Below are 26,383 nucleotides of genomic sequence, written 5' to 3'. Positions count from 1 at the left end.
CTATTGAACCCGGACATCTCGCTGCGAATGCAGATCGCGCTTCAGCAATGGAACAACTACATCTGTCAGGGCGCACCCACGGCCCGTAGTAGCAAATCATTCAAAGGAATGGATATATGAACGTTAAAGCGATACTTAGCCGTCTGATGCTGTGCCTATGGGGTTTATTGGCAGTCTCATCGGCTTATGCGGAGAGCGTGATCATCGCGACGCCCCAACAAGGTGTGGGGATCGCAGTCGATGTCTTTGACAGTCCAGATACCCCAGGCGATAAGCCTTCTTCGACGAGCATGGTGCCATTCCGCCCCACAGGATTATATACACCCGTGGTGCAGTCGTTCAAGGGCAAAATTTATATGTTTTGGTCCAACAACAATGATCAAAGTCATATCTATTTTTCCACTTCAGCGGAGGGAAAAAGCTGGTCCACCCCAAAACCCCTCGCAGTGGATAGCATCTTGGGTGATGTCTCCGTTACCGTATTCAAGCAAAAACTGGTATTGACCTTTGCCGATGCCCAGAGTCGTCACTTAAAGACCATCAGCTCCGAAGACGGCGTCGCTTGGTCCAAGGTTAATCTTGTCGATACCGCCCTCCATAGGGCCATCAATAACAAACCTGTCGTGTATAACGGGCAATTGTTTGTCTTTTATAACGAAAACGCAGGTAAAGCTGTTTACTATGTCACCTCGAATGACGGCGTTCTGTGGGACCGGGAAAATGTAGCGTTCCAGGAAGGCGCCGACACGATTCTGAATTTGGTTCCCGTCGTCTATAACGGTAATTTATGGGTCTATTACTCTCTTTATAATGGCGGCCAATTCGCACGCACTTACGACCGGGCCCGCCAATGGGGCGTGAAGAAAGACTTGGCGGGTATAACCAGCAAGACGTTTCTGAACAGTGCAACGATGATCGGCGAGCGCGTGTTCATCAGTAGCAGCTCCAATACTTTTTATTCAAAGGATGGGCTTAACTGGAGTCCGTATTTCTCCAAGAGTTTCCCCGGGCATTCTGCCTACCCGTCGGGACTGGGCGTTTCCTATGCCATTACCGCAAACGATTTAACCGCAGACAACCCGCAGCTACCTGCGGATCTGGCTTCGGGCCTCAGCCATACCGACTATGCAACCTTCGCCTGGCGGAGTTTTATCGCACTGAACAATGCGGCCAACACTCCGTTACCAGCTAACCGCGGCGTCGGCAATCCAGGCAGCAGCTTTGCCGATTCGGGCAAGGCGTCCAGCCCCTTGGCGTCTTCCATCCCCTTGTTGTGGCAAACCTTCGCCCACCGCACCGAGTTGTTTCCAGGGGATAAAAAACAGCAAAACCCCGTAGGCGGCCCTACGCGTCCGTTTGCTTCTGACCCGCAATACAGCTATATCGAGTTCCCCAACGGTGCGCCTTTGGCATCAGGCGCCAGCTATGCTCATTACAACAATCTGGACGAGGCGACCCAAATAGGACAAAACGCTATATTTTTCCCGGTCAACCCTCCGCAAGCGGCAATGACAGGGACCGACTATACCCCTTCAAAAGACAGCCAGATCCTGTTTGAGGCCAAGGCGAATCCCGTCGTTTACGAGTATGCGAAAAGCCTCGGCAGTTACCCGGATCATATCGTTCTGCCCGACGGCGCGGTGGAGGTCAAGGCAGCATGGCGCAAGCTGGCAGACATTCCGGAAATGCAGCGCAAGCGCTACCATACGGCGACGGTGGTGACCTATCAGGGCAGCGATGATGCGCCTGTGGCGTACAATGAAGACTACGCTCTGGTGGCCTTGCATATCATCCATAAGACGCCCAACTACCCGACCTTCATATTCGCCACTTTCGAGCAGCAGGATTCCCTGCAATTGCCCGACAGTAACTCGCCGACTGGCCTCTACTATTTCGCCAACTACAACAAGATTACCTACCCGGCCAACTACGACAAGATTGCCAACCCCCTATCGACGCAACCACCGGTCGCTACCTTCTCTGACGGCACTACAACCCATAAGGTTACCCTGCCCAAGAGCGATTTTGTAGGTTCGAACCTTAATCCGCCCGTCTACTCCGGCAGCAACGGGATCCATGAAGGGCAGGCCGGCCCGATACGCGTAGTGCAACCACAAACCATCTATTCCGAAGTCACTGCGGTCAACAACCAGGTCAAGCAGCTAATGAACGACAGCAGCGAATTCAACAATTCGGTCTGGAAGTACTACCGGCTTAAAGGGGTGCAGGCTATCCCGTCGAGCATTGAAACCGACCCGGATTATTACCTGGCCAATATCATGGTCGAAAGCAGCCAGCCGGGGATTCAACTGTTTCGCGGGGGGAACTCATTCCCCATTCCGAAAGACCACATCCTGACCAATACGCGCGACATGAAGAACATCAGGGTGCCTGATTATGATCACAACATTCAAAGCGAGACCATGGGCGGCTGTATGGGATGTCACGGCATCGCCCAGTCCGTACTGAAACAAGGTTTCAGTTTCCTGTTTGATGCGATCAAACCTCCTACGGCCAAACCTCATACGATCAACTTCGTTGTCCCCACCGGCTTCAGGAATCCGGAGACCGTAGGTTATCCAGATGCCGGCACCATGCAGAAACGGGCCCTGAAATACGCCCTCAACCCTGAGAATAAAGTCGCCGTTGGGAAGACGGGCACGCAGCAGCCAAACACCTCGAACGATAAAGGGGAATATTAAATCGGCCAATGGCGTGAGTAAGCCTCCGGGCAACAAGTGCCCGGAGGTTGTCGCATATTACTCGAGCAGTTGTTCCAGGCTTGGATCGCGGATCACTCGCTGCATCGGCTGCGGCGCCGCATTGCCGGACTTCATCATCTTCGACTTCATGCTGGCAATTTTCGTACAAGCGTTGAAGCCGTCCTCGTAGATCCCGCTCATGTCACACTTCCACTGATAGAAGTTCACCAGTCCGCCCGACATCTGGAGGCTGAAATCCGTGCTCTGGCTGCCCGGGGTGAACGGATGACCTGCCGGGATGTTCTGGAACCACTCCATCCATTTAGACGAGCCCACCGCTGGCGGATTTTTCTGGAACAGCGGATTCATGATCGCCACTTGCGGTGACTCGGCCGTCATGTGGCAGCTCTGGCAGGAGCTGTTGGGATTGTCCACAGGACCGTTGAGGCGACCGTTCCAGCCCAGGTGGGTCGGCGGCAGTTCCTTGGTGTTAGTGTTGATGGCGGTCTGTTGCAGCGCCGTGTTGATCTTGGTGATGGTCGGTGTCGGGTTGGTGAAGTCATTGCCGGTTTCTTTCGGATCGTTGCCCCACATGATCCCCACCGGTATCAGGTTGTCCCAACCGGCCTTGCCGGTCATGGCGCCGTTGTACTGGAAGGTGCCGAAGATCCAGCCGGTAGCGCTCATGCGGGTATCACGCACGGCGATGTCCATCTGGATCAGGGCGACTTCCTTCACCTGGCGCTTGGCGGACGTGAAGGTCTCCGTGATATAGCCCTGCCACAAAACCGGATTGACCAGGAACGGCACGGTGTTGCGGTCGATGTCGGCAAACAGTGCCTTGCACACGACTGTACCGTTGGCGAAGCTTTTGGGCTGTGAGGTGTAGCTCGGATCAGGGTTCTGTGGGTCTTTCCAGACCTGGCCGATGGTGTAGGCGCCAATGTCGTTGTAAATACCCACGGCATACGTCTGGCCGGTGGCGGTTTGGGTAGGCGCCAGTTGCTGCTTCTGAATCTGTGCTTCCTTGGTCAAGCCATGAATGCCCTCACGCCCAAGTGGGCCATAGTGCTGCCACGGCATATGATACCAATGACGAACCTTGTTTTTCTGGACGTCCCAATTAACGTCGACATTACCTTCCAGACAATAGTTTTTCACTTCGTCCATGTAGGCACGCCAGGTTTCAAAATTATTGTCCTGCTTGGCCGGCAGGTTCTTGAAGAACGCCGGTAGCTGGCCTTTGGGCGGTGTGGTGGGATAGTTCTGGCTGAGTACGAATTTGGCGCCGGTATAGCTGTCGGGTGGTGCGTAGCCATAGTCAGGGTAGGTTCCGGCCTGGGCTGCGACGCTGAACAACGCGGCTGTCACCGCGAATGCTGTGAGCTTTCCTTGGGGCTGGTTCATCGATGATCTCCTTGATAGCGAAAACGCCTGGCATCGTTTGGGCTTTTGCCCGTCAATGCGGGGCTTCCTTTATTCTTGTTCAGGGGCTCGGTTTGATAGCCGAGACCGGCTTCACGGGTGAACCGGGTATTGGGTGTTCTACCTCCTCGGCAGCGCCGGAGGAATGCGCTCAATCCCCCCCGCCGATTTGCCCGGAATGATAAAAAGAGAGGAAACGGATTGTGCGCAGGGGATGCGAGGGATACTGCCTATCGACTCCTGTCGATCTCTTGCCGTTCTTCCTTGCTTTCAGGTGTAGGCCATTTCCAGAAAAGTGCCATCCTTTTCACATCAATACTTTTGCGACCGCCGAAGACCCCAGGGCGGCCGATGCATCGAAGACGGACGAACGTGACATAAAAGATGGAAAACTTTTCGTTCAGCAAGGAAAGGCAGGGGCAAAGCGCAGAATCGAGATCATCGGCGAACTGGTAATTGGCGCGAAAAACTGCATCCCCCAAGGCATTTCAAATGCGGCGATTTACGGGCGAAGGCTGCGACGGACAAGGAGGAAATCAACAGGCAATATTCGTGCAGCGCGCGATCAACCGGAAACACACAATCGTCGGCATGACTGAGCAGTACATTCGAATGCGCAAAGGCATGAAGGTAACCCCGACAAAGTGATCGACGGCGGCGAATTGCGGAAAGGATTTTATTATCGCGGAAAAAAATAAGGGCTTGCGTGAGGTTTATCACGCAAGCCCTTGATATTCATGGTGCCCGAAGCCGGAATCGAACCGGCACGCCCTTACGAGCGGGGGATTTTAAGTCACCGTGGGCTACTTCAGCAGGTGAAAGCAGTCGAGAGCTGAGCAACGCTTTTGACCGTGTTTCTGAGCTTAATAACTTGTCTAATCAATCACTTAGCTCGATTCTTACCGGGCAGTCAGCGGATGGCGAGAGCTGAGCTGGGCAGGGTAAGAATGTTGGCGGCTTTTTGTGGCAGCTACCAGGCGGCTCCCAAGAGCTACCAAGCGCCCACGAGCTGAAATTGGTAAAAAAATGCGAAGCCGAACACGAAAATCATCCATGGTGCGTTAGACGCAGATGACAGTTTTGGGGTTTTGGGTGGGAGGCTGTATCTGATAGCGGTGCGGGGAGTGATGGTGCCTCGAACCGGAGTCGAACCGGTACACCTTTCGGCGGCGCATTTTAAGTGCGATGTGTCTACCAATTTCACCATCGAGGCGGTGCAAGCAGGCGGCGATTAGACACGAAAAGACAGAATAAATCAACAGGTTAAGACCGTAAGGACTCCCCATGTCTATGAGAATCAACTTCACAAAGGAAGCCTTGGAGGCGCTTGTATGCCCCGAAGGCAAAGCGGACATGTACGTTTATGACACTAAAACTAAAGGCCTAGTAATCCGCGTCACTAAGGCCGGAGGCAAGACCTTCTACGTCGTTCGTAAAGTTAGGGGAAAAGACCACCGGATTAAGATGGGAGCATTCCACGGCAAGACTACCAAATTACCAATGGTTAGGGAGTCTGCTACAAAGACATATGCCAACCTTGACGTGATTTTGGACGCCAAGGAGGCTAAGTCTGTGCGTGACAGCGTCACCTTGGATATGGCTTTTGATAATTTAATACAGAGAAAAAAGAAACTTACTAAAACAACAGTTGATGACTACACAAAAAGCTACCGAAACCATATTAAACCGAAATATGGTAATCGCCCACTTTCAAGTATCACGACAGCAGACGTTCTTAACTTGCACGAGGAAACCACTAAGCCAGCTGTTAGGCCTAACGGTCGCGTTACAGCCCCACGAGAGCGCTCAGCAAATAAGGCTGTTGGCTTACTGAGACTGATTTTTTCTTTTTCGATGGCGTTTTATCATGATGATGAAGGGGCGCGGATATATAAATTTAGCCCAGTAGACATCATGAAAAAAACCGATCAATGGCACGAGAGTAGCAGGGATAAGATTCGGATCAACCCCAACGAGCTAGGCAGCTTTATTGATGGTTGTATTAGAATTGCCGACACCCCACCGCTTAGAGATGTTCCAACTTCTTTTAAGAGCGTCTCGGCTGCCATACTATTTATGTTGTTCTCAGGTGTGCGGCCAGGTGAGATCAGCAAAATCCGACGAAGCTACATCTGCCACAAAACTCGTTCGGTGATTTTTCCAAAACGGAACAAGACTAACGAAGATGACACATTGAAAAATGGACACGAGTTTCATTTGGTGCTTAATGACTCCGCCTACTGCCAGCTACTTTACTCAATGAAACACTCAACTGGTGACTACGTTTTTCCAGGGGTTCAGCAAGAAAAGGTCAGTGAGTCCAATGTTCGAGATTTTCTGCAAAGGATTTCGTCAAGTATTGGCAAGAATCTTCCACGGAAAATCATGCGCGCTAGTTTCATTTCAATTGCTGAACGAGCGGGCGTAGGTGCTTTTTACATTAAAGTACTTTGCAATCATGATGGTAGCGGCCAGTCTGTCGATGTAACCGACGGTTATAAAATGGCTTACCTGTCCGAAATCAGAGACGCAACCTCAAAAGTAGAGGCAGAAATAATTACATCTGCAGGTCTTGAGAGGGACTATGTTTGTCGCGGCCTACTTTCCACTTTGATCGATCTTGATTCACGGACACTAAGCACCAAATCCGTTAGCCTGTAATTACTAACACCCAACCTATCATTCAACACCTGCCGAATTCGCACTAAGTCATAGCGAAACCACAGTCACGCCTTGTGATTGTCGCTCTCCCATAATGCGAATTCGCACTCCCCTAGTGCAAGCATCAGTTCAATGCACACTCCCCTATTGCGAATCCGCACCACCCTAATGCGAAAACAAAACACTTCGCACTCTTATACTGCGATTTCGCATTCACACATTACGAAACATTAGGCATACAAATAAATAATCAAAAAACAATAACAAAACACTTGAATCACCTTTTGCTCATTTCCCATAATGATCTTAGAGCTTTTTTTTAGCCAGTTGTGTCTATGTCAGACAAAAGGCGATTGGATACTCACACCCCTCCGGGTGTTGCGTTAATAGGCTCGACAATCAAAACAATAAAGGTGGGCCAAAATGAAAGCAAATGAAAAGAAGAACAAGGAGTCTCGCATCACATTCAGGCTTAACGAATCTGAGCTTGAAACCTTGAATACCAAGATCGCTGAAGCTGGCTACCAGTCAGCAGGCGCGTTCATTAGAGACTTCGTAGCTAACGGCCAGGTGAAGCCCAAAGTCGGCCAAAACGTTGTTCAGATCGCCCGTGAGCTCATGAAGCTCGCCTCGATGATCAACGCCGACCGTCCAGGCTGCGAGTTGCTTGAGAAGGTGAAGTACATCGCCGAAGTGAATCTGGGAGGTGTGAAATGATCGGCAAGATCTTTCCCAAGTCTGCAGGCTCCTTCAAAAACCGAATCCGCTATATGTTTGGTTGCACGAAGCACGATCACGAGATCAGCGGAATCCGTACTATTGGCTTCAATACCATGAGCCGCGATCCCCTTCCTGCAATCCTCCAAGGCGACGAGACAGACGTGCTGGAGATGATCCGGGAGTTCGACCAGGTCGAGACTCTCAGACGACTCTCTATCGACTCAGACAAGCCAATCAAGCCTGTCTTCCACGCAATGCTGTCCCTAAGCCCTGGCGAGTCCCTGACGACAGCTCAATGGCGCTCAGCAGTCCAGACATACCTGACTGAATTGGGCTTTGATGAGACGAATCAATTCGTGGCTGTAATGCACCAGGACAAGGATCATTTGCACGTCCACATCGTCGCCAACCGAATACGCCTGGACGACACCTTCAGCGTGGTAAAGGACAGCAACGAGCGCTCCACCAGCATGGACTCCGTCTCTAAGCTGGAAGACCGTTTCGGCCTCACCAAAGCCTCAAGGCCGAAAGACACATGGGGCGTCTCGATTACTCACGCTGAACTTCAAGCTTCGATCCGTGACAACGATTTCCCGCTAAAGCACAAAATGATCGCGAAGATCGCCGGTGCAATTGAAGCCACGAACGCTCAGAACGGCGATATGTTCACGTTCACACGGCTCTTAAGGAAACAGAAGGTCTTCATTCATCTGACTCTCAACGACGAAGGTCAGCCCAAGGGGATCTCGTTTGAGTTTCAGGGCAAACATATCTCCGGCAGACAGCTCAAGCGCTCAAGACTTACCTGGCACAAACTCACTACGCAAGAAGGAATATCGTATGACTCAGAAACCATTCATCAACTTCAGGCAGAAATTAAACGCCGAGATTCAGAGGAACAAGAAAGAGCTATCCGAATCTACTACTACGAGTTCCGCCGCAGAAACCAAGGAATCTACATCAAGTTCACTGCCCGACAAATCGAAGTCATGAAAATTGTCGAGGCCATTATGAAACTTATCGAGCTGATTTTTGGTGGTGGCTTTACAGCAAAAGAATCGAATATAGAAAGGTACTACATCGAATACATTCCGGGCAAAGGATTGAACAAGCTTGACACGAATCAATTTCAACTCGTACATAGTCCTGATTGGCAGAATGATGCGGGCAAGGGCCACCTCTGGCAATGATGCTCGTTATTTTGCGACGTAAGTCGCTGCTAGCTTTTGATTTAAGAGCGCTCCGAAACAAACCTCATCTTTGCATTGAAAATGCACGACTCGAAGGTTCTTTGCTTTTTTTTGGTAACAAATATAAGAACTCCGTTTATTTTTTTTGATTTCAAGGGCTTGACAAAAATATTTTTAATCAAGCTGAATCAGTGAGCAATAGGAGGCGAGGTGAAAATTCTGAGGGCTTCCCCGCTCAGTCCACTCCATGTGTCGAAATGCAGGTAAAAATGCTCACTGCTCATGAGGTCTACCAGATACTGCGTGATACCTCGAGGGGTACCCGCTCAATGCGTCGAATAACCAAGACTGGTTGGGACGAGATTTACTGCGGGTTAATGACCGTGGATGTCGGCGGATGGGAGATCACACTCTTCATCGATTGTGGTGACCTAGATTACTGCGACAGCTGCTTCTCACCGGACGGGAGAAAGTATGACTTCAGTGCAAAAGACGCTTTTGATCCAGTCGGACTTCTATCTCCTGACGAGCACCGTCAGCTAGAAGAACTGCTTCGTCATATCTGACCCGCCATCGGACACTGAGCGAACAAGCTGCGAATCCTGCGTACTGAGCCCTACTGACCAGGGGATTAGCCATCCTAGATCAAACCAGTACTCAATGGTTGTTCAGCGTTAGCGAGACCATCTGGGCGAGGGTCTTTGATAAGACTTCTGGTAGAAAGGCGCCTATGGTTTTGGGCGTGCCCCTGCTCGGGGATGGCTGTCGTGAACCAAGCCCTGGCGCGAGGCGCCGGTCTTGGCCCTGCGGGCTTCCATCCGCACGCCTGTGCGCTCCGCTTGCCTGCCCTTCGCCTTCTGGGGTCTGTAACCTAATTTTATGCGCTGTAACGTAAGCAGTGTTACAGAGCACAAAATTACGTTACAGACCATCGATCGCATGGCTGTTGGAGCCGGGATGTCTCACTCGGTATGAGGGTGAGTAAGACGCCTTGTTTGCTCCTCTCTGGTCGACACTGGCCACCGTTTCACCGAACGCCAATGCCCGCTCAAGGCCTGCAACCCGCACTCACTGTTTCCAATGCATCCAGTGGGTCACGCCCCATGGCCTCCATCAAAGCGTTAGAAAGCCACACTGCGTCGTGCATGCTGAACGAATAGCACATGAAATCGAAAACAAGCTCTACTCCACCGTCTTCAATTGTGTAGACGCTCACCTTTCCAGTTTTTTCGCTTTCATCCGTCGCAAGCTCAACAACATAGACGTCACCTTCTGTCTCATAGCAGCTGAACCGACTAATGGCACTGAAACTCCACTCTCCAGACACTCTTTTTCGATATGTCCTGTCAAGAATACTGTCGCGATAGGCTGGCGTTGGTACAAAACCTGCGAGATTTCCCACGGTTATGAGCACTGCATCGTAAAGACAGTGTGCGATATCTTCAGCTACGGCGTCGGCAAATCTAAAAGGCATGATGTCTAAATTTAAACTGACATAGTGATCAACCTGCCTGGATACTTGGCACGGATACTGTTCGTCATCCTCACGCCCACGCCAGTATATGAGTTCGCGTTCTGCAAAAAACGCTGCCGGTTGCATTTTAGTTTTGCTCATAAACTTCACCATCGCCTTATTGTTAAAAATAACAACGGATGCTGGGACGAAAAACTTTAGCGAAAAAGTTAAATATTTTTTTATACTAAAATTACAGGCCTTTAAATCACACTTACCTGGTTGACGATGACAACGTGTTGCCCGCCAGCAACAATTGAAGGGTTCATGGCAGAAAGCGGATTGAGAAAATTGCATCCCAGCGGGATGCGGACTCGATTACTCGTATCAAGCCAGGCTATCAGTCAGAACGAGACATTGAGCCGGGCTGCGAGGGCCCGAAATATCGATCATCTGATGGATAGCATCAAACGTCCCGAGTGAGTGCTGTATTAGGGGTACTTCGGTGCAGGCGCGGGAGCAGAGTTGCAACCGCCCCTGATGATGAGACATGAGGTTGTAGGTTCTCCTCCAGCTAGCCGGAGAAGTCACAGGCCCTGGTCACCGGCAGTAGCTGTTCACTGAAAGTTTAGGGGCGCCGCAAAAAAGCTCAGGACATTTCTCTTCCCATCGTCGATGATGCCTTCCATAACTCTGGGCGCTCAGAGAAAGACATGAACAGGCTTGGGCAGTGCATCGCGTGGTTTTGGCGAGACAAGAGATCGCTATCTGAACAAGGACGTGAGCGTGCGTTTATCGCGTCTGTAAACGGATTGAAAACGCTACAGGTCACGCCTGACGGCGGCATGTCAATAGATCCCCAGGAGATACGCGAGCGCGTAATTGAGAGTCGTCATGCGCTTAAGCATTTCGTGAGAAAACCGTAGGCATCACCTCCCCTGTCCTTTCGCTGCTGGGTGTCTAGCCACGTCCTCAAAGGAAACTCTCTGCTACGCTGGATTTCGGCGCCATCAACGCTGAGATAGCCCCAAGGGCATGTGCGTTCACGGTTGAGCCAGTCCAACAATGCTCAAGGTTTTATACAAGGACGACAACATGACTGACAGACGACCGCTAAACCCTAATGTAACCGTTCCGAAGCCAGGCGGCGGCGTGCAGCCACGCTCGCGCAATCAGGACGGTTCCGTTCGCGATAAGCGTGATGACGCTGGAAAGCCTAGAAAAAAATAATCGACCGATGCTGCGCAGCAAGTTACTCGCATTCCCGGAGGGACTTGCTCGGCCATACCACGTGGTACCTAGGTGCTGTTAGAGCTAGGCACCCGAGGTTAAAGTCTGGCTGAACTATCTAGCGTTGCGTTTTGCCTTTCGACAAATCTTGTAGCTTTTGAGGTGATTGAGGAGAGCTCTCTCTTCGGGAGTTTGATCAGTCACATCGGCGTCCGACCTAGCTTGCCAATCGATCATTTTGTCCCAAACCCTCCATGACCTGTTCTCCAGTGAATAAGCAGAGCCGCTGAGATCGTGACAGAGCTGGAGCGCTTGCTGAGCTGATAGCAGGTATTTGTCATTGCCCTTACCGAACAGAATTCCACCGTCATGTAGCGTGCGGACACACAGCACGTTTGCGGGATAATCGGGGTCTTCACCAGTGCCTTCGAACAACCAGCACATTCCGAAATAACGAAACGTCGCATTGGCATGATAGAGCGTGTCGTCCGGAAACCTGAGGGCAGCCCGGTCTCCGTTGTGAGAGGCCACATTCAAATGACATCCACCATCCCATGGCATGTTGGTTATTTCTAGGTCAGTGCGCAGCACGGACATCAACAGCCCCTGCGCGATAGCGTCGGCCTGTCGGGCACTTAATTGATGATGGGAATCCCCAAGTGTCATAACTACAGAGCGTCCATCTTCCGTCCTCACAGACACCGAGCTTACGGCTTCGTGTGAAAAGTCAGCGCTCTGCGGGACATAAAATGATCGAGATTTTTTGCTTGAAACTGGGCTCATCGCCAACACTCCGCGTGGTTTCTATACCTAACGGTTTTTTGACGGAAAAACTTTAGCTATCGAGGCAAAATACTTTTCGAATTCTCAGTGAGACCGTTGGCCTTAATGGTGCTGGAGTTATTGGCCATGGCTTTACTTACGCGAGTACTCCATTTTCTAGCCGACCGATGAGGTCGAGCACTGCTTGCGTTTCTACCCTGGTGCGCAGCATGTACAGCGGAGCTTTCCTACCAAGCCCACGCGCCGGTGAGATCATCCAGTCTCGCGCCGTCGAAACATCGCCTTCGAACAGCTCATAAGCTGCGTCTAAAACCGTTGCCAGCGAATACAAGCGATCGCCTTCGACGCTTGTGAAACGGCCATCTTTAGCTCTCCGCGCCAGCGTGGAACGAGACATGCCCAAGCTCTCACTGAGCACCCTCATCTCAATCTCTGCGCTGAACGATAGCCTCTCAAGTAGAGAAAATGGCAGTCCATTACGGATGCACTCATTTAGCTCGGAGCCACGACTAGGTAATCCGAGGCTAGCCCATAAGCCCGCGGAGGAACGCGCGCCTGGTAAATACTCTTCAACAAAAGGCTGCATCAATTCACCTAAGATTGCGTGCCCGTTCGGGGACGGCTGTCGTGAACCAAGCCTGGCGCAAGCGCCAGTCATGGCCCGGTGGGCTTCCATCCGCACGCCTTCGGCCGTTGGCCTGCGCGCTCCGCTTGCCTCGATCACAAAGCTGATGGCTGAACGAAATTCAGGACACTTCCCAAGTCATCACGACTACCTTTCTCCACAGATATTACCACTGCCCAATTCAGCGCCATTGGATGGTCGTCACTCTGCTGAGCTCAAAACGGGCATCCGTTAATGACCCAAAAATGGGACATTAAGTGCCAAAAGCGAGGTTAATGTCCCTTTTTGGGGACTTTAAAAGGGGCGATGATTCATCACCTCACATCCCGTTACGGCAAAAAATTCTTCGATCGCGCTCAAGGTTTTTGAGAACCATCCGTTTTTCATCTGTATGAACGTGACAAGGAACCAGCTTGACAGTATCCACGTTCGCCCAGTGCTTGAACGCCGCTTTATTGTTTACCGACGAAACCAGGTAATCGCAAGCGCAGAGCCAGTGAGCGTTCGAGCGGCTACACGGAGTCATTTTCTTCCCTACCTGGGTTTGTCTGCGACGAGGCTCGGGCGGCCAGTATGCTGTAGCACAGCAAGCAGATCGACACCGTATGGAGTGGCGACTGCACCGCTTACGTGAACACTCCGACTACCTGTAGCACCACTCTTTTCAAAGGAAATACATGTCGATCATTTTTCAGCGTCGCCGCGATGAAGAAAATGCAGATCACAGGATCCAGATGCCTCAACAGTTCTTGCCCACAACGACCCATCAGCACTCGATTGATGTGCTTGCATGCCGATTCGAAAAGTACCAAGCCGATCCGTCGAGCACCCATGATCGTTATCCTTGGGCCGCGCGGTTCGTGATGGGTATTCCAGTTCCAATCTGGGCGCGTCCCTTGGTATGGAATGTAGGTCAGAAGGCCCGTTTTATTTCTGCCATCTGGTCGGGCCAAGACCTTGGGAGTTATGTCTCGAATGAATGGTGCAGCTCAGGTGTGGGCAGAGCGCTCTTGGAAAACGGCGAAATCGTTCTGGACGGACAGCAACGCCTACACAGCTTGGAAGAATATTTTTTGGATAGGCTAGCTATTCCAGACGTTCAAGGTCTGCCGCGAGTATGGTCGGAGCTCGGTAATGTCGAGCGCAAGCGGTTCCTTTCAGCCATCTTCGCGCATTCAAGCATCTGCTGCGACGATGAGCTGGAGTTGCGCAAAACGTATGATCTTTACGCTCAGGGTTTAGCGCCTCGCGCGCTCGATCAGCGTGCAGCTCAATAGCTTTTATATATTCTGTTTGAGGCATGCCCCGAGGGGGCTGCTGTCGTGAACCAAGCCCGCGGGTCTTGGCCCGCTAGGCTTCGATCCTCATGCCCTTCGACCTCCTGGTCTGCGCGCTCCGTTAGCATGATTGCATTGCACATAAATACCAAATTGCAGTGCTAGTGATCAGGCATTTGCGTTCGTGGAGGCCTTCCTTTGCTTCCGGTTAACCAATGCGCGCACGAAAGATGACCGGCACAGGTCGGCAAAAAAATGGACGCTAAAGGAGGCCTCTGTGCAGCAGCAACCTCATAGGCCTTGGAGTTGTAGCAAGTGGATAGCCAGGCTTCGTGGAGGCGCGCATTGACCCTGCGACCTGCCATTCTCCAATCTGCATTCCACTTGCCGATGCTTTTCAGAAGGTGAGTTCATGATGCCTACCACGTATGTCGCAGGCATTCGGGAAATGAAGTGAGACTGAGGGTATGAGCACTCCCGTGACTTCAATCACCTGCCAAAACTCCATGTACGCCCGATAAGCCAAGGCTAACGGCGGCCATTATGATCCTTATGATTTAGCGGTCGTTCCTCGGAGCGTCGGTGATACTCAGTGGTCGGTGGTGGCGGAGGTGTCTTATTTTCTTGGTTCTTTGGTTTCTGGTCGTTGCTCATACAAATAGCTCCTTCCCGACGCTGATGACTGCCAACAGTGATAACGCCCAGGCGGCGTAGACAATTTCTTCGTAGGCGAAATCTAGAGGCTTGGATTTCTCGTCGATGGCCGACTTTAATTTTTCCAACGTATCTATGTAGCAGTTGTAGAGATGCTGCTGGTGAGCTGAGGTATCAACCGCTTTCATCCATTCCGCTGTCTGGCGGCTTGATGGCAATGTAGGGCAGTCCCGAATCCTAAGAGCGCTCAGCGCGTGCCCCCAAGAGCATACGACGCAGATAGCTGCGGCGAAAAAGCACCCCAATGCTATGAAGTCCGGGGGGGTGTTGAGAGTGAAGAGCACCCTACCCTTGGCGCTAGCCAAGGCTGTCAGAGCGGCAATCACCACAGACACAGCGGTTAAGAACTTTACGCATTTGTTCTCGAAGTGGTCGAACCGAGCCTGCTCGTCCTTGTAGCGGTCTTTCAAGTAAGCAAGAGTTTCGTCCATGGATGTATCCGTCTGCCCTACTTCGATTTGAAGGTCGGCGCCTTTGTAAATTACTGGTCAAGCGAAGCGCCTACGAGCCAAGCTCCGGGAAGTCCTGAGCTCAAATCACTATCGCAGTTTGCTGCGCAATCACCAGCAATGCACCACTTGGCTGAGAGAGTCGCATACGTGAGAAATGCATAAAGTGGCAAGGCATGGTCAAGCCGCACGTAAGGCAGCAGTTGAAGCAACCCGGGGTCAGTCTGCGTCGACCGCCAAGACAAAGCAACAGCAGGCTCTGCAGCGTGATGGCCAAAGGATTAAGGCCGAGACAGAGGCTGCAAAAATTTTCGCGGATATTAACCAAGTGATAGCTCGTCGCGTAAGGGATCAACAGAGGCTAGACCCGACACCACGAAAATCACTGCAATACTCGGAAAATTATCAACTCTGCGTCCTTGTGCCCCATACAAATTGGTAGAATGTGGCTAACTGCCAGCGCCGCTGGCAAAGCAAAGATTGGCTGAAGGGATGTCAGTATGATCAGAAGGTTCCGGCTAGAGCAAAAATCTCACTATGAGAAGTTGGTGATTGCTCAGCGGTTGTCGGAAATGCTGGAGAAATTCCTCGACGGGCGTCGTGCCCCTCTCTCAATTGGTGCCGAAACAGGCGGCATTGAGGAATGGGATGACGTGGTGATCCAGCATGATGAGCGCTGTCAGGAGCATCTTCAGATCAAACGGCAGACCACTAATTTCTGCACCAAAGATGCTAACAAGGCGAAATATCTGGCCAATTGCGCGAAAGGTAAGATTTCCTTGCAGCCGATCGATGGGCCAAACCCTCCCCCGTCCAATGCACCCCAGAAAGCTCCGAAACCTAAGGATCCTGACTCCGTCCTCGACACCGCTTTCGCCAGTCTGGCCAAACATGCTCGGAAGGGTACTTTCGAAGCCTTACCTGATCGGCTTTTCCAGTTAACGCTCGTAGGCGCAGAACTCAAAATCAAGGACGGTCTCACGATCAATCACCTGGATGAGCTCTGTAAGCTCTGCCGTCAAGACGGGCTCAATCTGACTGAGCTTGCCAATCGAAAGGACGGGCCAACACAGCGAGTTTATAGCTGGCTGACGACTTGGTGTGGGTTTGAGAATTGGACTCAGATCTGCAACACACTGCGCCGAGTTACCATCGTCTGTGTTGGCAACGATGCAGCCTTGGAGCAACGCTGTCACGCGTCCTTAGGTCGCCATTTCACTGACCCCAAGCGGACGCTTGAGCGGCTCATTACCTACATCACAGGGCATACCTCTGATGTTTCGGCGTTGGGATGTCATGCGGTGATCAGAGAAGTCGAAGACGGCCTCCGTCCGGACATCGTAACGTGGGCTCAGTATTTGTTGAGCGATGAGGTAAAGCTCAGCGGCAAGGTATGGTCATTTGCAGGCACGCATGACCTAGGTGGTCTTGTACCAAGATCTGCAGCAGGCGTCGTCGAGCATATGTGGAGCAGTGAGCCCGGAAATCGAAAGCTCAGAATCTACGCACCTTACAAACCCCCAAGCGGTGCCAATCTCACTCTTCCATCAGCGATTCTGCGCATGGCGCTGCACCTGCCTTACGGCAGCCAAAGTCTGATGTTGGGCGAGGCAACGTGGCGCGCTAGTGCTGGACATGAGCTTGGCCTCACCTTCGGGTCTACGGAGACCGATCTCAGCAATTTGCCGTGGAATGAAAATCCTGAGGGTCTTACGTGCGCGTTAGATAAGGAATTCAAAACGCTTCGCGCTGCTTGCGATGAAGCTGATGCGCTCGCAAATGCCATGGACGACTTGGTGTGGCAGCGTTTGATTCAGGGGGTCGCAGATAAGCTCGCTTTCATTTCTGACTCAGATCTGGCGGACGCTATGGAGACGATTTGGTTGGATTGGCTAGCCGCCTTCGTCAGTGCCCCTGACAGTCGTCGGAAGTTCCTGGAGCAATTACTTTATCCCGAAACCGAGGGTAAGAACGCGAAGCACGCATTGCGCTTGGGCCCTCGCACCCTGGAGCTGCTGGTCACGGCTGTCGAAACTATGCTGCTGGTTGCCGTTGGAATGGGCGGTACGAACACTGGCTGGAACTCATTCCCAGGTGCAGGCCCTGTGTTAAGTATCGCACTCCGGTATTGGTCTGGCCCTACCGGGAAAACGCCTCTAGTCCGCGAACTATCTGATGATCACCTGATGACGGTAGTCGGCCCATCGCCAGCCCCGGTCGTAATACTGTCAGGCGTCAGCGCCTCTCCCTCAGATTTGATGGATGCCGGCATGGCGGACGATGCTGAGGCATTCAACAGTATGGCCGTTGAGCGCCAACCTCTACTGGTCGTCACCCGGTCGGGCTTGTTCAAACATTTGCGTAACGGGACGCTAGCTTCCGTACGCCTGCACTTTTCAACGCAGTGGCAAGAGCGGGTTGCTGCGCGCCAGTTAGCCATCCAGTCGTACGTGTAAGGAATCTGAAATGATAGGAATCACTGAGGTGGTCTCAGCTATTCGACAGCGAGCAGATGGTCGCTATGAAGTTTCCCCGTCCGAAACGGTCGGCCTCGCGTCACCTTTAGCAGAGATCGAGTTTCAAACCGTTCAGCTGAAGCGAGTGAACCGAGAAAGTGCGGGATGGAGAACGGTGTTGATCGCCGCCTTTCCTTTTGAGACCTTAAAGATTCAGGGGGCTTTCCGATGGGCTGCAGACGTGCGAGACATGCTTCCTGAGCCGCAAACAGCTGACCTCTATATGTTCCTGCTCATTGAAGATATCGCTTCCGAAGACGCAGCACGTCTAGAGGCAGATGATCGCTTTTGCAGAAAGGTCGTGGCAAGGGAACAAGAGGATGTCAGCTCATTTCTTGACCGAAGCTTCCTGGCAGCTCTTGCGCCCGCTGGCAGCTCGGACGGTATCACCGACCCTCTGTTAGCAGCCTTGGAGTCGTTAAAAAAAGCCCAATCATGGGTTGAGCCGCACCTTCCTGAGTGGCATGGCTTGCTGCTTTCCGGGATGACAGGCGCTGATATTGCTGATGCGCTGAAACGTGCAGCGTACGGTGAAGAGGACTCCCAATGAAGCAGCTCAAGTCCCTCACTCTATCCAACATCCGCCGATTCGGCGTAGATACCACAATCGAATTTAGCCGTGGAGCGACCATCCTTCTGGCGCCCAACGGCACCGGTAAGACCGCAATCTTCGAAGCCTTGGAGCTTGGCCTTACCGGTAAGGTTTCTCGGCTGGGTGATAACCTCTTCCCTATTATTCGAGACACACAAACCACCGCTCGAGTAAGCCTCGATTTTGGTGATACACATGCCTCTGCTCACATCGGAGAGCTTGGTGAGGTTGAGCGGTCGGGTGATGTAAGCGCGGTGTTCCCGGAAACCGACCCAGAAGACATTCCGTTCCTCCTAAGGCTCACCCACCTACTGGATCAACGGGAGCGAGACTGGCTCGTTCAAGCGGATGCGAAAGTAGCGGGCTCACAGCTGGCCCGACTTCCAATAGGAAGGGACGGCTCACAGGTAACTAGCGCGCTCGGGGGCATTCGTCGGTCGCTCACAGAGCAACTGAACCAGGCGAAGACTTCACTACAAGCACTAGAATTTCAATTCAGCGAATGGCAGAGCTTGAAGCATGATCGAGATCAGGCTGCTTCCCAGTCACAAGGTGCACTTCGAAGCAGGGAACACATAGGCGAATCCATTACAGATATCGCAAACCAGTCGCAAGCTCTAGAACAACTACCCGCTGGCTTACTCGTCCCACCGCTGGGTCAGGACGGGTTGGAAACTGTTCACAACGCGCTGGAGCAGTTGGTGCAAGCAAAGCTCGCACGACTCAAAGATCAGATTAAGGCGTTGGCTGAGGTAGATGGTCTGATTGGACGCTTCGTTTCCGAGCAAACTCGTATCGACCAACTGAGTAGTGAGCTTAAGTCTGGTGCCGAAGAGCTATCGCGCAAGAAGCTGGATCGAAGCAATGCCACGGTCAGTCATGAGCAAGTTCAGCAAGAGCTTGTCAGTGCGGAACGTGAACGTGACTCCATTGTCCGGCAGCTCGCCCGGTATAGGAGTGAGGCCCAGGCCAAAGTGTTAGTTTCCGAACGTGGCCAAGTTTTAGAGAGTGCGGATAAGGCTCTCGTCGAGGCTGAGACCAAGGCTGCGGCATCGCGTACCGAAAATGAGGGCAATGAGCAGGTCAACCTTCAACACAGCCTCATTAATGAACAGCGTAAGGCGCTCTTGCAGGTGGACGCTGATTTGCTCTCGGCGCAACGGCTAGCTGGGCGCTGGGAAGAGCTGCTCAAGCTCAATGCAGAAGTTTCTGAGGCCATCATTGATAAAGAGGAAGAAGAGGGTCAACTACAGAAAAAACTGGAAACTGTTCAGTCGACACTATCTGTAGCTGAAGCTGAGGTATTGGCCGCCACAACTCGGCACGAATCCCTAACTTCGGCGGCGGACGCCATACGCGGCGCAGTCGCGACCATAGCGGCTCACCTCCCCCCTGATCGCATTGACTGCCCTCTGTGCGGTTTCGAACATGGTGCCGAAGCTCTTCAAAAGCGGGTGGCCAAGGCTTTGCAGTCTCTCGATCCAGAGGTTGTGCAAGCAGCAGAACGTTTGAAAACCTCTAGAAATCTGTTGGATGAGCGCAAAAAGGCCCTGATAACTGCCGAAGCAGAACTTACCGCGTGCGGAGGAGTGCTTGCCGAGTTGGTTGCGCAGTTATCTGGTCTTGAGGTGGAACTTAACGACCTCAAGTCCAACACCCTGCTCGGCGGTGATACCTTACCTCTCGCTAGAGAGTCCATTCGCCGTCGAGGAGATGCAAATACTGTCGCGAAGGGGCAACTTGATGAAAAGCAGCGAAATCTCGCACCACCGATAGCCTTGGAGGCATTTGATCTGGCCAAGAACGCTTACGGTGCAGCAGTTCGTGCCGTGGATGCCGCCAGACAAACGCGCTCAGAGGCAACCATTAGACTTGAGCAAGCGACTGCGGCGCTGGCAGCCATTACCGCAGATGCTCCGCCAGCTCAGACTCTGGAAGAGTTGTCTTTGGCTGAAAAGCAGAATGCCGCTCTGATCGCTGACTTGTCAGCTAAGTTGACGGCTGAGCAGTCTGCGTTGAGCAGACAACAGGTTCAGCTGGCCGTACTGACGGATACCGTAGCCGCTCTTCAAACACAGCTAACCGAGGCCGAATCGCGCCTTGCCAATGTCCGGGCTTCGTGGCGCCAACTTTCATTCGAGGGTGATCCCATTGCTGAGGTTGCGAGCAGTCACGAGACGCAATTGCAGTCCAAGGTCGGTGAGCTGACTCGACACACCGTGGTGCTTCAGACAATCAAAATCGAGATCGATGCGTGGAGCAAATTGGAACAAGCGCGTGTCGCCCAAGGTATGTTGGATCGGCGGCGTGGGGAGCTCTCTGAAGTTGACTTTACTACTGATCTTCGTCAGCGAATCGAGGCAACACAGTCAAACCTAGAACGCCTCTCTATGCTGTCCAAGGCAATGGAGACGCTTAGCCAATACCTTTCCAATGAAATCGCTAACGTTCAAAAGCACGTGCTAGCTGTTGTACCCCGTTGGCAGGCGCTCTTAAAACGGGTAGTTAGAGATCCACGGTTTACCGGAACGAACCTAGACTTTCGAACAGCTTACAGAAGTGAGCGCGCCGAGGTCTCAGTTCCAATGCACGGAGGCTCAGTGCACGTACCAGCCATAGCAAGCGAAGCCCAACTGACAGATTTGCAGCTGACTTTCCTACTGTCCATGGCGCTGGATCATCCATGGTCTTCCTGGCGGGGATTGCTTCTCGATGACCCCACCCAACACCATGACATGGTGCACGCAGCGGCGGTTTTTGATGTGCTTCGGGATTACATTGTCGATCATGGCTTCCAGGTCGTGATAGCCACCCATGATGCCCTTCAGGCTCGCTACTTCATGCGTAAGCTACAGAACGATGGGATTGAGGCACGCATCTGGTCGCTCGTACCTACGCCTGATGGAGTTACAGCGGTAGAGACCCAATGGCCAGTGAAAAGCCAGTTGTCGGTAGACGACTACTCACCTCCGGCGACTCGCAGTCCCGATTGATATCACCATTAATCGCCCCGTTCCGCTGACTTAGTCAGCGGATTAAAACTACAGGCCGTCAACTGATTAGAATTCGTCCTCGGAAAGATTATAGGTCGTCATGTTTCCGTTCTGGACTTTGTACAGGGTGAGCGTGAGGTCGCTGTACTGCGTGCCCTTGGACGTCTTTTTCTCCTCAAGCGTGAATTGCTCAGAGCGGGACAGGTAGCCGGCGACAAGATCTCTATAGCGCACATCATAGCTACCAGGCGTGACCGCTTTGATCGTGAAACGACTGTGTGCGGGAATGAAAACAAATCGAGCTGGCTTGGCGTAGTTTCCGGTTAGAGATACGAGCTTTACAAATACGTCTGAATTGTTTTGCCCGTTGTCTATGGTGACAGTAGAAAGCCCGTTGGAATTGGTTTGAGGGTAACCCTTCACATAAGACGCCAGTGTTGGCCATGGTTGCCCATTTGGCGCCTTCGCAGGTCGCGTCCAAGATCGCTTAGCTATAGCGCCAGCATTCGTAGTGGAAGCTTGAGCTATAGGTTGGCGCGTGGCTGTACCGGCGGCATTTGATGCAGGCAGTCCAGTGGGCGAAGCCAGCTTGGCCTGGCTGCCATTCGCAGGAACTTCAGAGAGATATGGCTTCGGGCCTCGAGGGGGTGAATACGAGTGCGTCTGCGCGTTCATAACTGAGAAGGTAATGCCCCCAGCCACCGCAGCCACGACAGCTAATTGCACAAAAAACCGACGTTGCGTAAGCCTCCAGGCATTCCTGAGGCGGACACTGTTGCCGCCGAGTGCGGTTAAAAACGCTTCGATAGTCGCTCGTAACTTGGCCCCTTCATCATCGACGTATCCACCGCCGGACTTTTTCTTGCGAGGAATTTTTTGCGCCAAACGAAGCGCGTCCATGGCGACCGCACGGGCCATATCTGGCCGGCCTGAGGCAGCGAAATACCATGCCTGATGTGCAGCCAATCGGGCATTTGGTAATGCGGGTTGATTACCTCCGAGCAAATTCACCCAAAGAGCATGGATGGAATAGATTGGGCCCCACGGAACACCCCACCAACCAAAAGCCCAGGTAATTGCAGATGCCTTAAGTGCCTTCTTTTCGGCGCAAGGGCTACAAAAAATCCCTTGGCTCATCGAACGTAGTGTGAAGACCAAAAAGCTCTTAGCTTTCAAAAAAATCACATAGCGAGGCTGCGCAGATACTTTGCCGCAACGTGAGCAGACAATTGGCTCGGGAATCTCGACCGCTTCGGCAGTGCCCTCCTCGGCCGTCTCTACTGACATCGTGTCGTATTCGGCTCGAGACTCTGGTTCACTCAGTACGGCATAGGCTTCATTAAGGTGTTGAAATTGGCTGGTAGCACTAGCTGAAGTGTTTCGATCTGGATGTAGCTCCATTGCCCGTCGGCGATAAGCCGCTTTGATCGATGCCCCATCAGCTTCAGTATCTACTCCAAGAATGGCGTAGAAGCCCTTAGGATCCTTGCTACCCATTATGTATCGTCCCTGGTTATTTTAGTTTTTCTCTGCCTGGATTTTCAGTTTAGAGTCGAGCGTACAGAGTTATGATTGAAGTCCCCCATCGCCCCAGCTTTTCTAAATAGCCGAGCCCAAAAGGAAGGTTGCCATTCCATGGTAGTGCCCGATAAATCAGCGATCGCGAGAGAAGCTTTGGCGCTCGTCTGCCGACATTACGTGAATGTCCGTGTACTGCTTGCCGTCATCGTATTGGCCAAGGGTGTAGGTCATCCACACAGGCTGCGCCAGCATGCCCATGTTGGACTCCACGGACGCCTTGGCGAAGCATTTTTTGCGCCCCGACTCCTTGTTGGTCGAAAGGCTCTCGACTTCGTGGATGCCTGAAACTTTGGCCCAGACGTTGCGGCCTTGTCGGTTGAGCATGTCGACGTAGCTGTTGCGGGAATTTTGAGCCTTGAGAGCCAGCGCCTCCTTGACCTGTGGGTCGGAGCAGGTTCGGCTGTCCGCCAGAGCAATGCCGGAGCACATCATGGACAGGACTGCGCAAGCAGCGACTCGATTGATGTGGTGTTTGAACATTGGAGCAATCCTTTTTTCGGTATTCTGTGTTTTGCAGGTTGCTTTGAGGTTCAGTGATTGTAAGGCAAAAAGCCATCATCGATATCGATGAATTCAAAAACTCAGCATTCCCCACCAAATGAGGAGATCAGTTGCCTCTTGTACTGGTCATGCTTCGCAGGATGCGATGCGTTGGCGACCACCAATACGCTGAAGGGCATTAAGGGTAAGCGTCTGCCCCAGCCACCTTGCATGACTCAGGCATCCGCTTCATCGAGTAAGGGGCATGCGCCGCCCACTCCCAACATTTACTTTCTGAGAAGCATTCAAAATCTACTTAGCGACTAGGGAATTCTGGGCCCACGGGATCCAGCGAGAAGCGAAGAAGCCAACATGGCCAGCCACCAGGCTGCACGTAAAAAACCCGAACAATCCCTGGCCGAATGTAGAGACCCAATGATGGGCAAATTCACCATTTTCCACTAGGAGCACCAACGAGCACTCACAGTTTCAAATGCCCAAGGCGTCCTCAAGCCGAAAACCGCGCAGATCTCGAGAAAGCTTACGTAAAGGCAATAGATGCAGAAGCCCCTGTGCGATGTGATGGCTGTAGCACGACAAGAGGGCGACCTTTTCTGGAGGTTGATCGACATCGGTGAGTGCCAAGCCAGCTTCTACCAAGGCATTCTTCAACAGATGAACATTTTCGTCGCCCAGCCATTCTCGGCTGAGGTACTCCACTTTACTGCGCGCCTTCAGCGGCCCATGGCTGAGAAGAAGTTCTACCACTGCTTGTTGAAGTGCAGCAGCGCCAAGATGTGACCTGGCTACTTCCCAAAGATTACCTTCTTGCGCCAGATCCAAGCGCCAATGAAACCTACCTCTGAGACTGTCATTATTGGTCATTCGCTTCTTCCTGTACGTCGTCGGCCCTCTCGGCCATACAGCGTCACTGATAGTGGTACCTACGAAAAACAAATCTCGGAGGTTCTCAGACACCCTTCTGATTTTGACTTTTCGAGTGGCTTGAAAAGCTAGCCGCGACTCACGTCGCGAACATGCGAGTTGCCCTTGTCCATCGACGAGACAAGAATCAATTCACTCCGGCCGTCACTTTTCAGTAGAAAAAATCGGATTCTAGGCAGACGCAGCAGAAGTCAATCGAGTCGACTGACCTGAAAACTATGAATGCCAAAATTGGGTGGAGGCTCCAAGATCCCTGCTTTTGTTTTGCTATCAAATAAGAACTCCGATTTCTTTTTTTGGATTCAAGGGGGCACTGCCAAAATATTATTTGGGTGACTCCCAGGCGCTGTGTTATCGCTAACTGAATCAGACGGTGCTGCCACTCGTTCCTAGCTCAAAGTGCTGGCTCCGCGCCCTTGTGCCGAAGCGGCAGCCGGCCATCTTCCCCCCCACCACATACGCATGGTGCTCGGCATGACCAGTGCCGACACGGCCCAACCTACGCTCCACGACGCACATGCATCTTCGCATTAGGCAGTTGCCCTTCGGTGGACATTGAGTCGTGCGTATACTTCGCTTCTTCTCAATTGCTTAAGCTTTCCAATGAAAAAACTGCTTTCCGTAGTAGCGCTGGCCCTCTCGGTAATTACCCCCGCCTTCTCAAGCCCTCCCTCGACCTTTTCCGAAGCCAAGGTCGTCGCAAAGCAAAAGATCTACCTCGACCAAGCGAACAGCTCCATGGGCGAACTTTATTGCGGGTGCAAATGGACGTGGGTTGGCAAATCAGGTGGTCGTATCGATGCTGAGTCATGTGGCCTTAAGGCCAGAAAGCAAGAGAATCGGGCAGAGCGGACTGAGTGGGAACACATAGTTCCAGCCTGGACATTCGGCAACCAACGTCAATGCTGGAAGAATGGTGGTAGAGAGCACTGTGTGGACGATGATCCTGTGTTCCGAGCAATGGAAGCAGACCTGTTCAACCTTTACCCATCTGTTGGGGAGGTGAATGGCGACCGTAGCAATTTCAACTACGGCATGGCCTCTGGGGTAGCGCCGCAGTATGGGCAGTGCAAGACGCGAGTCGATTTCGATCAACGCGCAGCGGAACCGCGTGACGAAGTCAAAGGGCTTGTCGCGAGAACAACCTTTTACATGTTCGACAGATACAAGCTGAGCATGTCTCGTCAGCAGCAACAGCTACTGATGGCTTGGGACAAGCAGCACCCAGTTTCGTCTTGGGAGAAAGAGCGTGATAGGCGCATCGCGGCAATCATGGGGCACTCCAATCCATTCGTAACTGGCGAGCGTCGATGGTCGCAAGGATACAAGGCAGTTGGTGACGGTGTGGTTAGCGCCGTTCCTGTTAATCCCCCGCGCGCGCCAGCTCAGCCAACCCTAGCGAGCGCGAGCGGAGTAGGTTCGATCATTGGCAATCGGAAAAGCCAGGTCTACCACCTCTCGATGGGGTGCCCTGGTTATGGGCAGGTGTCTGCGAAAAATCAGATCTCCTTCACGTCAGAATCTGAAGCTCAGGCGGCGGGATATCGCAAAGCAGGCAACTGCAAATAGTTGTTTCTCGTTGAAGCCCGGCCTTGCGAAACCGAGGCCGGCACCCAATATGTGACTGGCATATGCGCCCTGTTTTTGCTTTTTTCATCTGATAAAGTCATTCACCACAGGCGGTCGCAGCTAATGCTTGGGTGCCCTTCTTCAATCATCCAATGAGCCGATCGCTAACTGCCAATTAGGAGTAAAAATTGCTTACCCGTCCCGACAAAGACGCGCTCCGTGCACTGCTGGAGTCGCAAGTCCAAGAGAAACTACAGCACGACCCAGAAGCGGTAACGACCTATGCGGCCCAACCTGTACCAGACAGAAAACCGTACACCAGCAAACCCACGGTTCAGGACAAGGCATTTCACAAAGAGCTCGAGCAGATGCGTGCAGATGCCGAGGCTGGAGTGATACATACGCCTAAGCGCGAGCCGGAGGACGGAGGCGCTCCTAGCCTTAAGCTTGATGACTATCCGGATTTATAAAATATGTC

19 protein-coding genes, 1 tRNA gene and 1 pseudogene are annotated in these 26,383 nt (G+C 52.4%); 12 read left to right on the top strand and 9 right to left on the bottom strand.

The features are described from left to right. Positions 1 to 116 precede the first annotated feature (116 nt). Positions 117 to 2,702, top strand: a complete 2,586-nt coding sequence (locus tag PMI30_RS06950) for a sialidase family protein (protein WP_008012827.1) — start codon at positions 117 to 119, stop codon at positions 2,700 to 2,702. A gap of 57 nt (positions 2,703 to 2,759) precedes the next feature. Here PMI30_RS06950 and PMI30_RS06955 read toward each other — a convergent pair whose 3' ends face one another. Next, entirely contained in the window at positions 2,760 to 4,109 is a 1,350-nt protein-coding gene (locus PMI30_RS06955) for a hypothetical protein (RefSeq protein WP_008012825.1), read from the bottom strand. Between the two features lie 359 nt (positions 4,110 to 4,468). Between PMI30_RS06955 and PMI30_RS32205 the strand changes: the two are divergent. After that, positions 4,469 to 4,775: pseudogene (locus PMI30_RS32205) on the top strand (integrase); the annotation flags it as partial. A 480-nt stretch (positions 4,776 to 5,255) separates the two neighbouring features. Here PMI30_RS32205 and PMI30_RS06960 read toward each other — a convergent pair. Then, a tRNA-Leu gene (locus tag PMI30_RS06960) sits at positions 5,256 to 5,340 on the bottom strand. Positions 5,341 to 5,411: 71 nt separating this feature from the next. Between PMI30_RS06960 and PMI30_RS06965 the strand changes: the two genes are divergently transcribed. The 4 genes from PMI30_RS06965 to PMI30_RS32200 all read left to right on the top strand — a co-directional run bounded on the left by PMI30_RS06965 (position 5,412) and on the right by PMI30_RS32200 (position 9,264). Further along, a complete protein-coding gene (locus PMI30_RS06965) occupies positions 5,412 to 6,788 on the top strand; it encodes a recombinase (RefSeq protein WP_008012823.1) in 1,377 nt (458 codons plus the stop codon). 423 nt (positions 6,789 to 7,211) lie between these two features. Continuing rightward, entirely contained in the window at positions 7,212 to 7,505 is a 294-nt protein-coding gene (locus PMI30_RS06970; protein WP_008012821.1) for a plasmid mobilization protein, read from the top strand. Next, positions 7,502 to 8,698, top strand: coding sequence for a relaxase/mobilization nuclease domain-containing protein (locus tag PMI30_RS06975; RefSeq protein WP_008012820.1), 1,197 nt, complete (start codon positions 7,502 to 7,504; stop codon positions 8,696 to 8,698). The genes PMI30_RS06970 and PMI30_RS06975 overlap by 4 nt, the downstream gene beginning before the upstream one ends. Positions 8,699 to 8,955: 257 nt before the next feature. Further along, positions 8,956 to 9,264: a DUF7693 family protein gene (locus PMI30_RS32200; protein WP_032835936.1), complete on the top strand. Its 309-nt coding sequence runs from the start codon at positions 8,956 to 8,958 to the stop codon at positions 9,262 to 9,264. 482 nt (positions 9,265 to 9,746) lie between these two features. On the opposite strand, the gene PMI30_RS0129845 is transcribed toward PMI30_RS32200, so the two are convergent. The 3 genes from PMI30_RS0129845 to parS form a co-directional block, all read right to left on the bottom strand. After that, positions 9,747 to 10,313, bottom strand: a complete 567-nt coding sequence (locus PMI30_RS0129845) for a hypothetical protein (protein WP_032835963.1) — start codon at positions 10,311 to 10,313, stop codon at positions 9,747 to 9,749. Between the two features lie 1,182 nt (positions 10,314 to 11,495). Further along, positions 11,496 to 12,164 (bottom strand): hypothetical protein, encoded by a 669-nt coding sequence (locus tag PMI30_RS06985; protein WP_008012814.1) that lies wholly within the window; start codon positions 12,162 to 12,164, stop codon positions 11,496 to 11,498. Positions 12,165 to 12,300: 136 nt separating this feature from the next. Further along, entirely contained in the window at positions 12,301 to 12,750 is a 450-nt protein-coding gene (gene parS / locus PMI30_RS0129840; protein WP_032835962.1) for a type II RES/Xre toxin-antitoxin system antitoxin, read from the bottom strand. A gap of 716 nt (positions 12,751 to 13,466) precedes the next feature. Between parS and PMI30_RS06990 the strand changes: the two genes are divergently transcribed. Beyond that, positions 13,467 to 14,066 (top strand): DUF262 domain-containing protein, encoded by a 600-nt coding sequence (locus tag PMI30_RS06990; protein ID WP_008012810.1) that lies wholly within the window; start codon positions 13,467 to 13,469, stop codon positions 14,064 to 14,066. A 650-nt stretch (positions 14,067 to 14,716) separates the two neighbouring features. On the opposite strand, the gene PMI30_RS06995 is transcribed toward PMI30_RS06990, so the two are convergent. Then, complete coding sequence (locus tag PMI30_RS06995; protein ID WP_008012809.1) at positions 14,717 to 15,211, bottom strand: hypothetical protein; 495 nt, start codon at positions 15,209 to 15,211, stop codon at positions 14,717 to 14,719. A gap of 518 nt (positions 15,212 to 15,729) precedes the next feature. On the opposite strand from PMI30_RS06995, the gene PMI30_RS07000 reads away from it, so the two are divergent. From PMI30_RS07000 to PMI30_RS07010, 3 genes are read left to right on the top strand one after another with little or no spacing between them, the layout of a single operon-like run. Continuing rightward, complete coding sequence (locus PMI30_RS07000; RefSeq protein WP_008012806.1) at positions 15,730 to 17,685, top strand: ABC-three component system protein; 1,956 nt, start codon at positions 15,730 to 15,732, stop codon at positions 17,683 to 17,685. Between the two features lie 10 nt (positions 17,686 to 17,695). After that, on the top strand, positions 17,696 to 18,295 hold the full coding sequence (locus tag PMI30_RS07005; RefSeq protein WP_008012804.1) for an ABC-three component system middle component 1: 600 nt from the start codon (positions 17,696 to 17,698) through the stop codon (positions 18,293 to 18,295). Further along, on the top strand, positions 18,292 to 21,330 hold the full coding sequence (locus PMI30_RS07010) for an AAA family ATPase (RefSeq protein WP_008012802.1): 3,039 nt from the start codon (positions 18,292 to 18,294) through the stop codon (positions 21,328 to 21,330). Before PMI30_RS07005 ends, PMI30_RS07010 begins: the two co-directional genes overlap by 4 nt. Before the next feature lie 66 nt (positions 21,331 to 21,396). Here PMI30_RS07010 and PMI30_RS07015 read toward each other — a convergent pair whose 3' ends face one another. The 3 genes from PMI30_RS07015 to PMI30_RS31355 form a co-directional block, all read right to left on the bottom strand. After that, on the bottom strand, positions 21,397 to 22,827 hold the full coding sequence (locus PMI30_RS07015; protein ID WP_008012801.1) for a J domain-containing protein: 1,431 nt from the start codon (positions 22,825 to 22,827) through the stop codon (positions 21,397 to 21,399). 156 nt (positions 22,828 to 22,983) lie between these two features. Then, positions 22,984 to 23,391, bottom strand: coding sequence for a hypothetical protein (locus PMI30_RS07020; protein WP_008012799.1), 408 nt, complete (start codon positions 23,389 to 23,391; stop codon positions 22,984 to 22,986). 489 nt (positions 23,392 to 23,880) lie between these two features. Beyond that, complete coding sequence (locus PMI30_RS31355; RefSeq protein ID WP_157173037.1) at positions 23,881 to 24,276, bottom strand: hypothetical protein; 396 nt, start codon at positions 24,274 to 24,276, stop codon at positions 23,881 to 23,883. Positions 24,277 to 24,939: 663 nt separating this feature from the next. Between PMI30_RS31355 and PMI30_RS07030 the strand changes: the two genes are divergently transcribed. After that, complete coding sequence (locus PMI30_RS07030) at positions 24,940 to 25,905, top strand: endonuclease (protein ID WP_008012795.1); 966 nt, start codon at positions 24,940 to 24,942, stop codon at positions 25,903 to 25,905. Between the two features lie 188 nt (positions 25,906 to 26,093). After that, on the top strand, positions 26,094 to 26,375 hold the full coding sequence (locus PMI30_RS07035; protein WP_008012793.1) for a hypothetical protein: 282 nt from the start codon (positions 26,094 to 26,096) through the stop codon (positions 26,373 to 26,375). Positions 26,376 to 26,383 lie beyond the last annotated feature (8 nt).

It is taken from the genome of Pseudomonas sp. GM50, assembly GCF_000282375.1.
Lineage (GTDB): Bacteria > Pseudomonadota > Gammaproteobacteria > Pseudomonadales > Pseudomonadaceae > Aquipseudomonas.
This window is presented reverse-complemented; position numbering and strand designations above follow the sequence as displayed.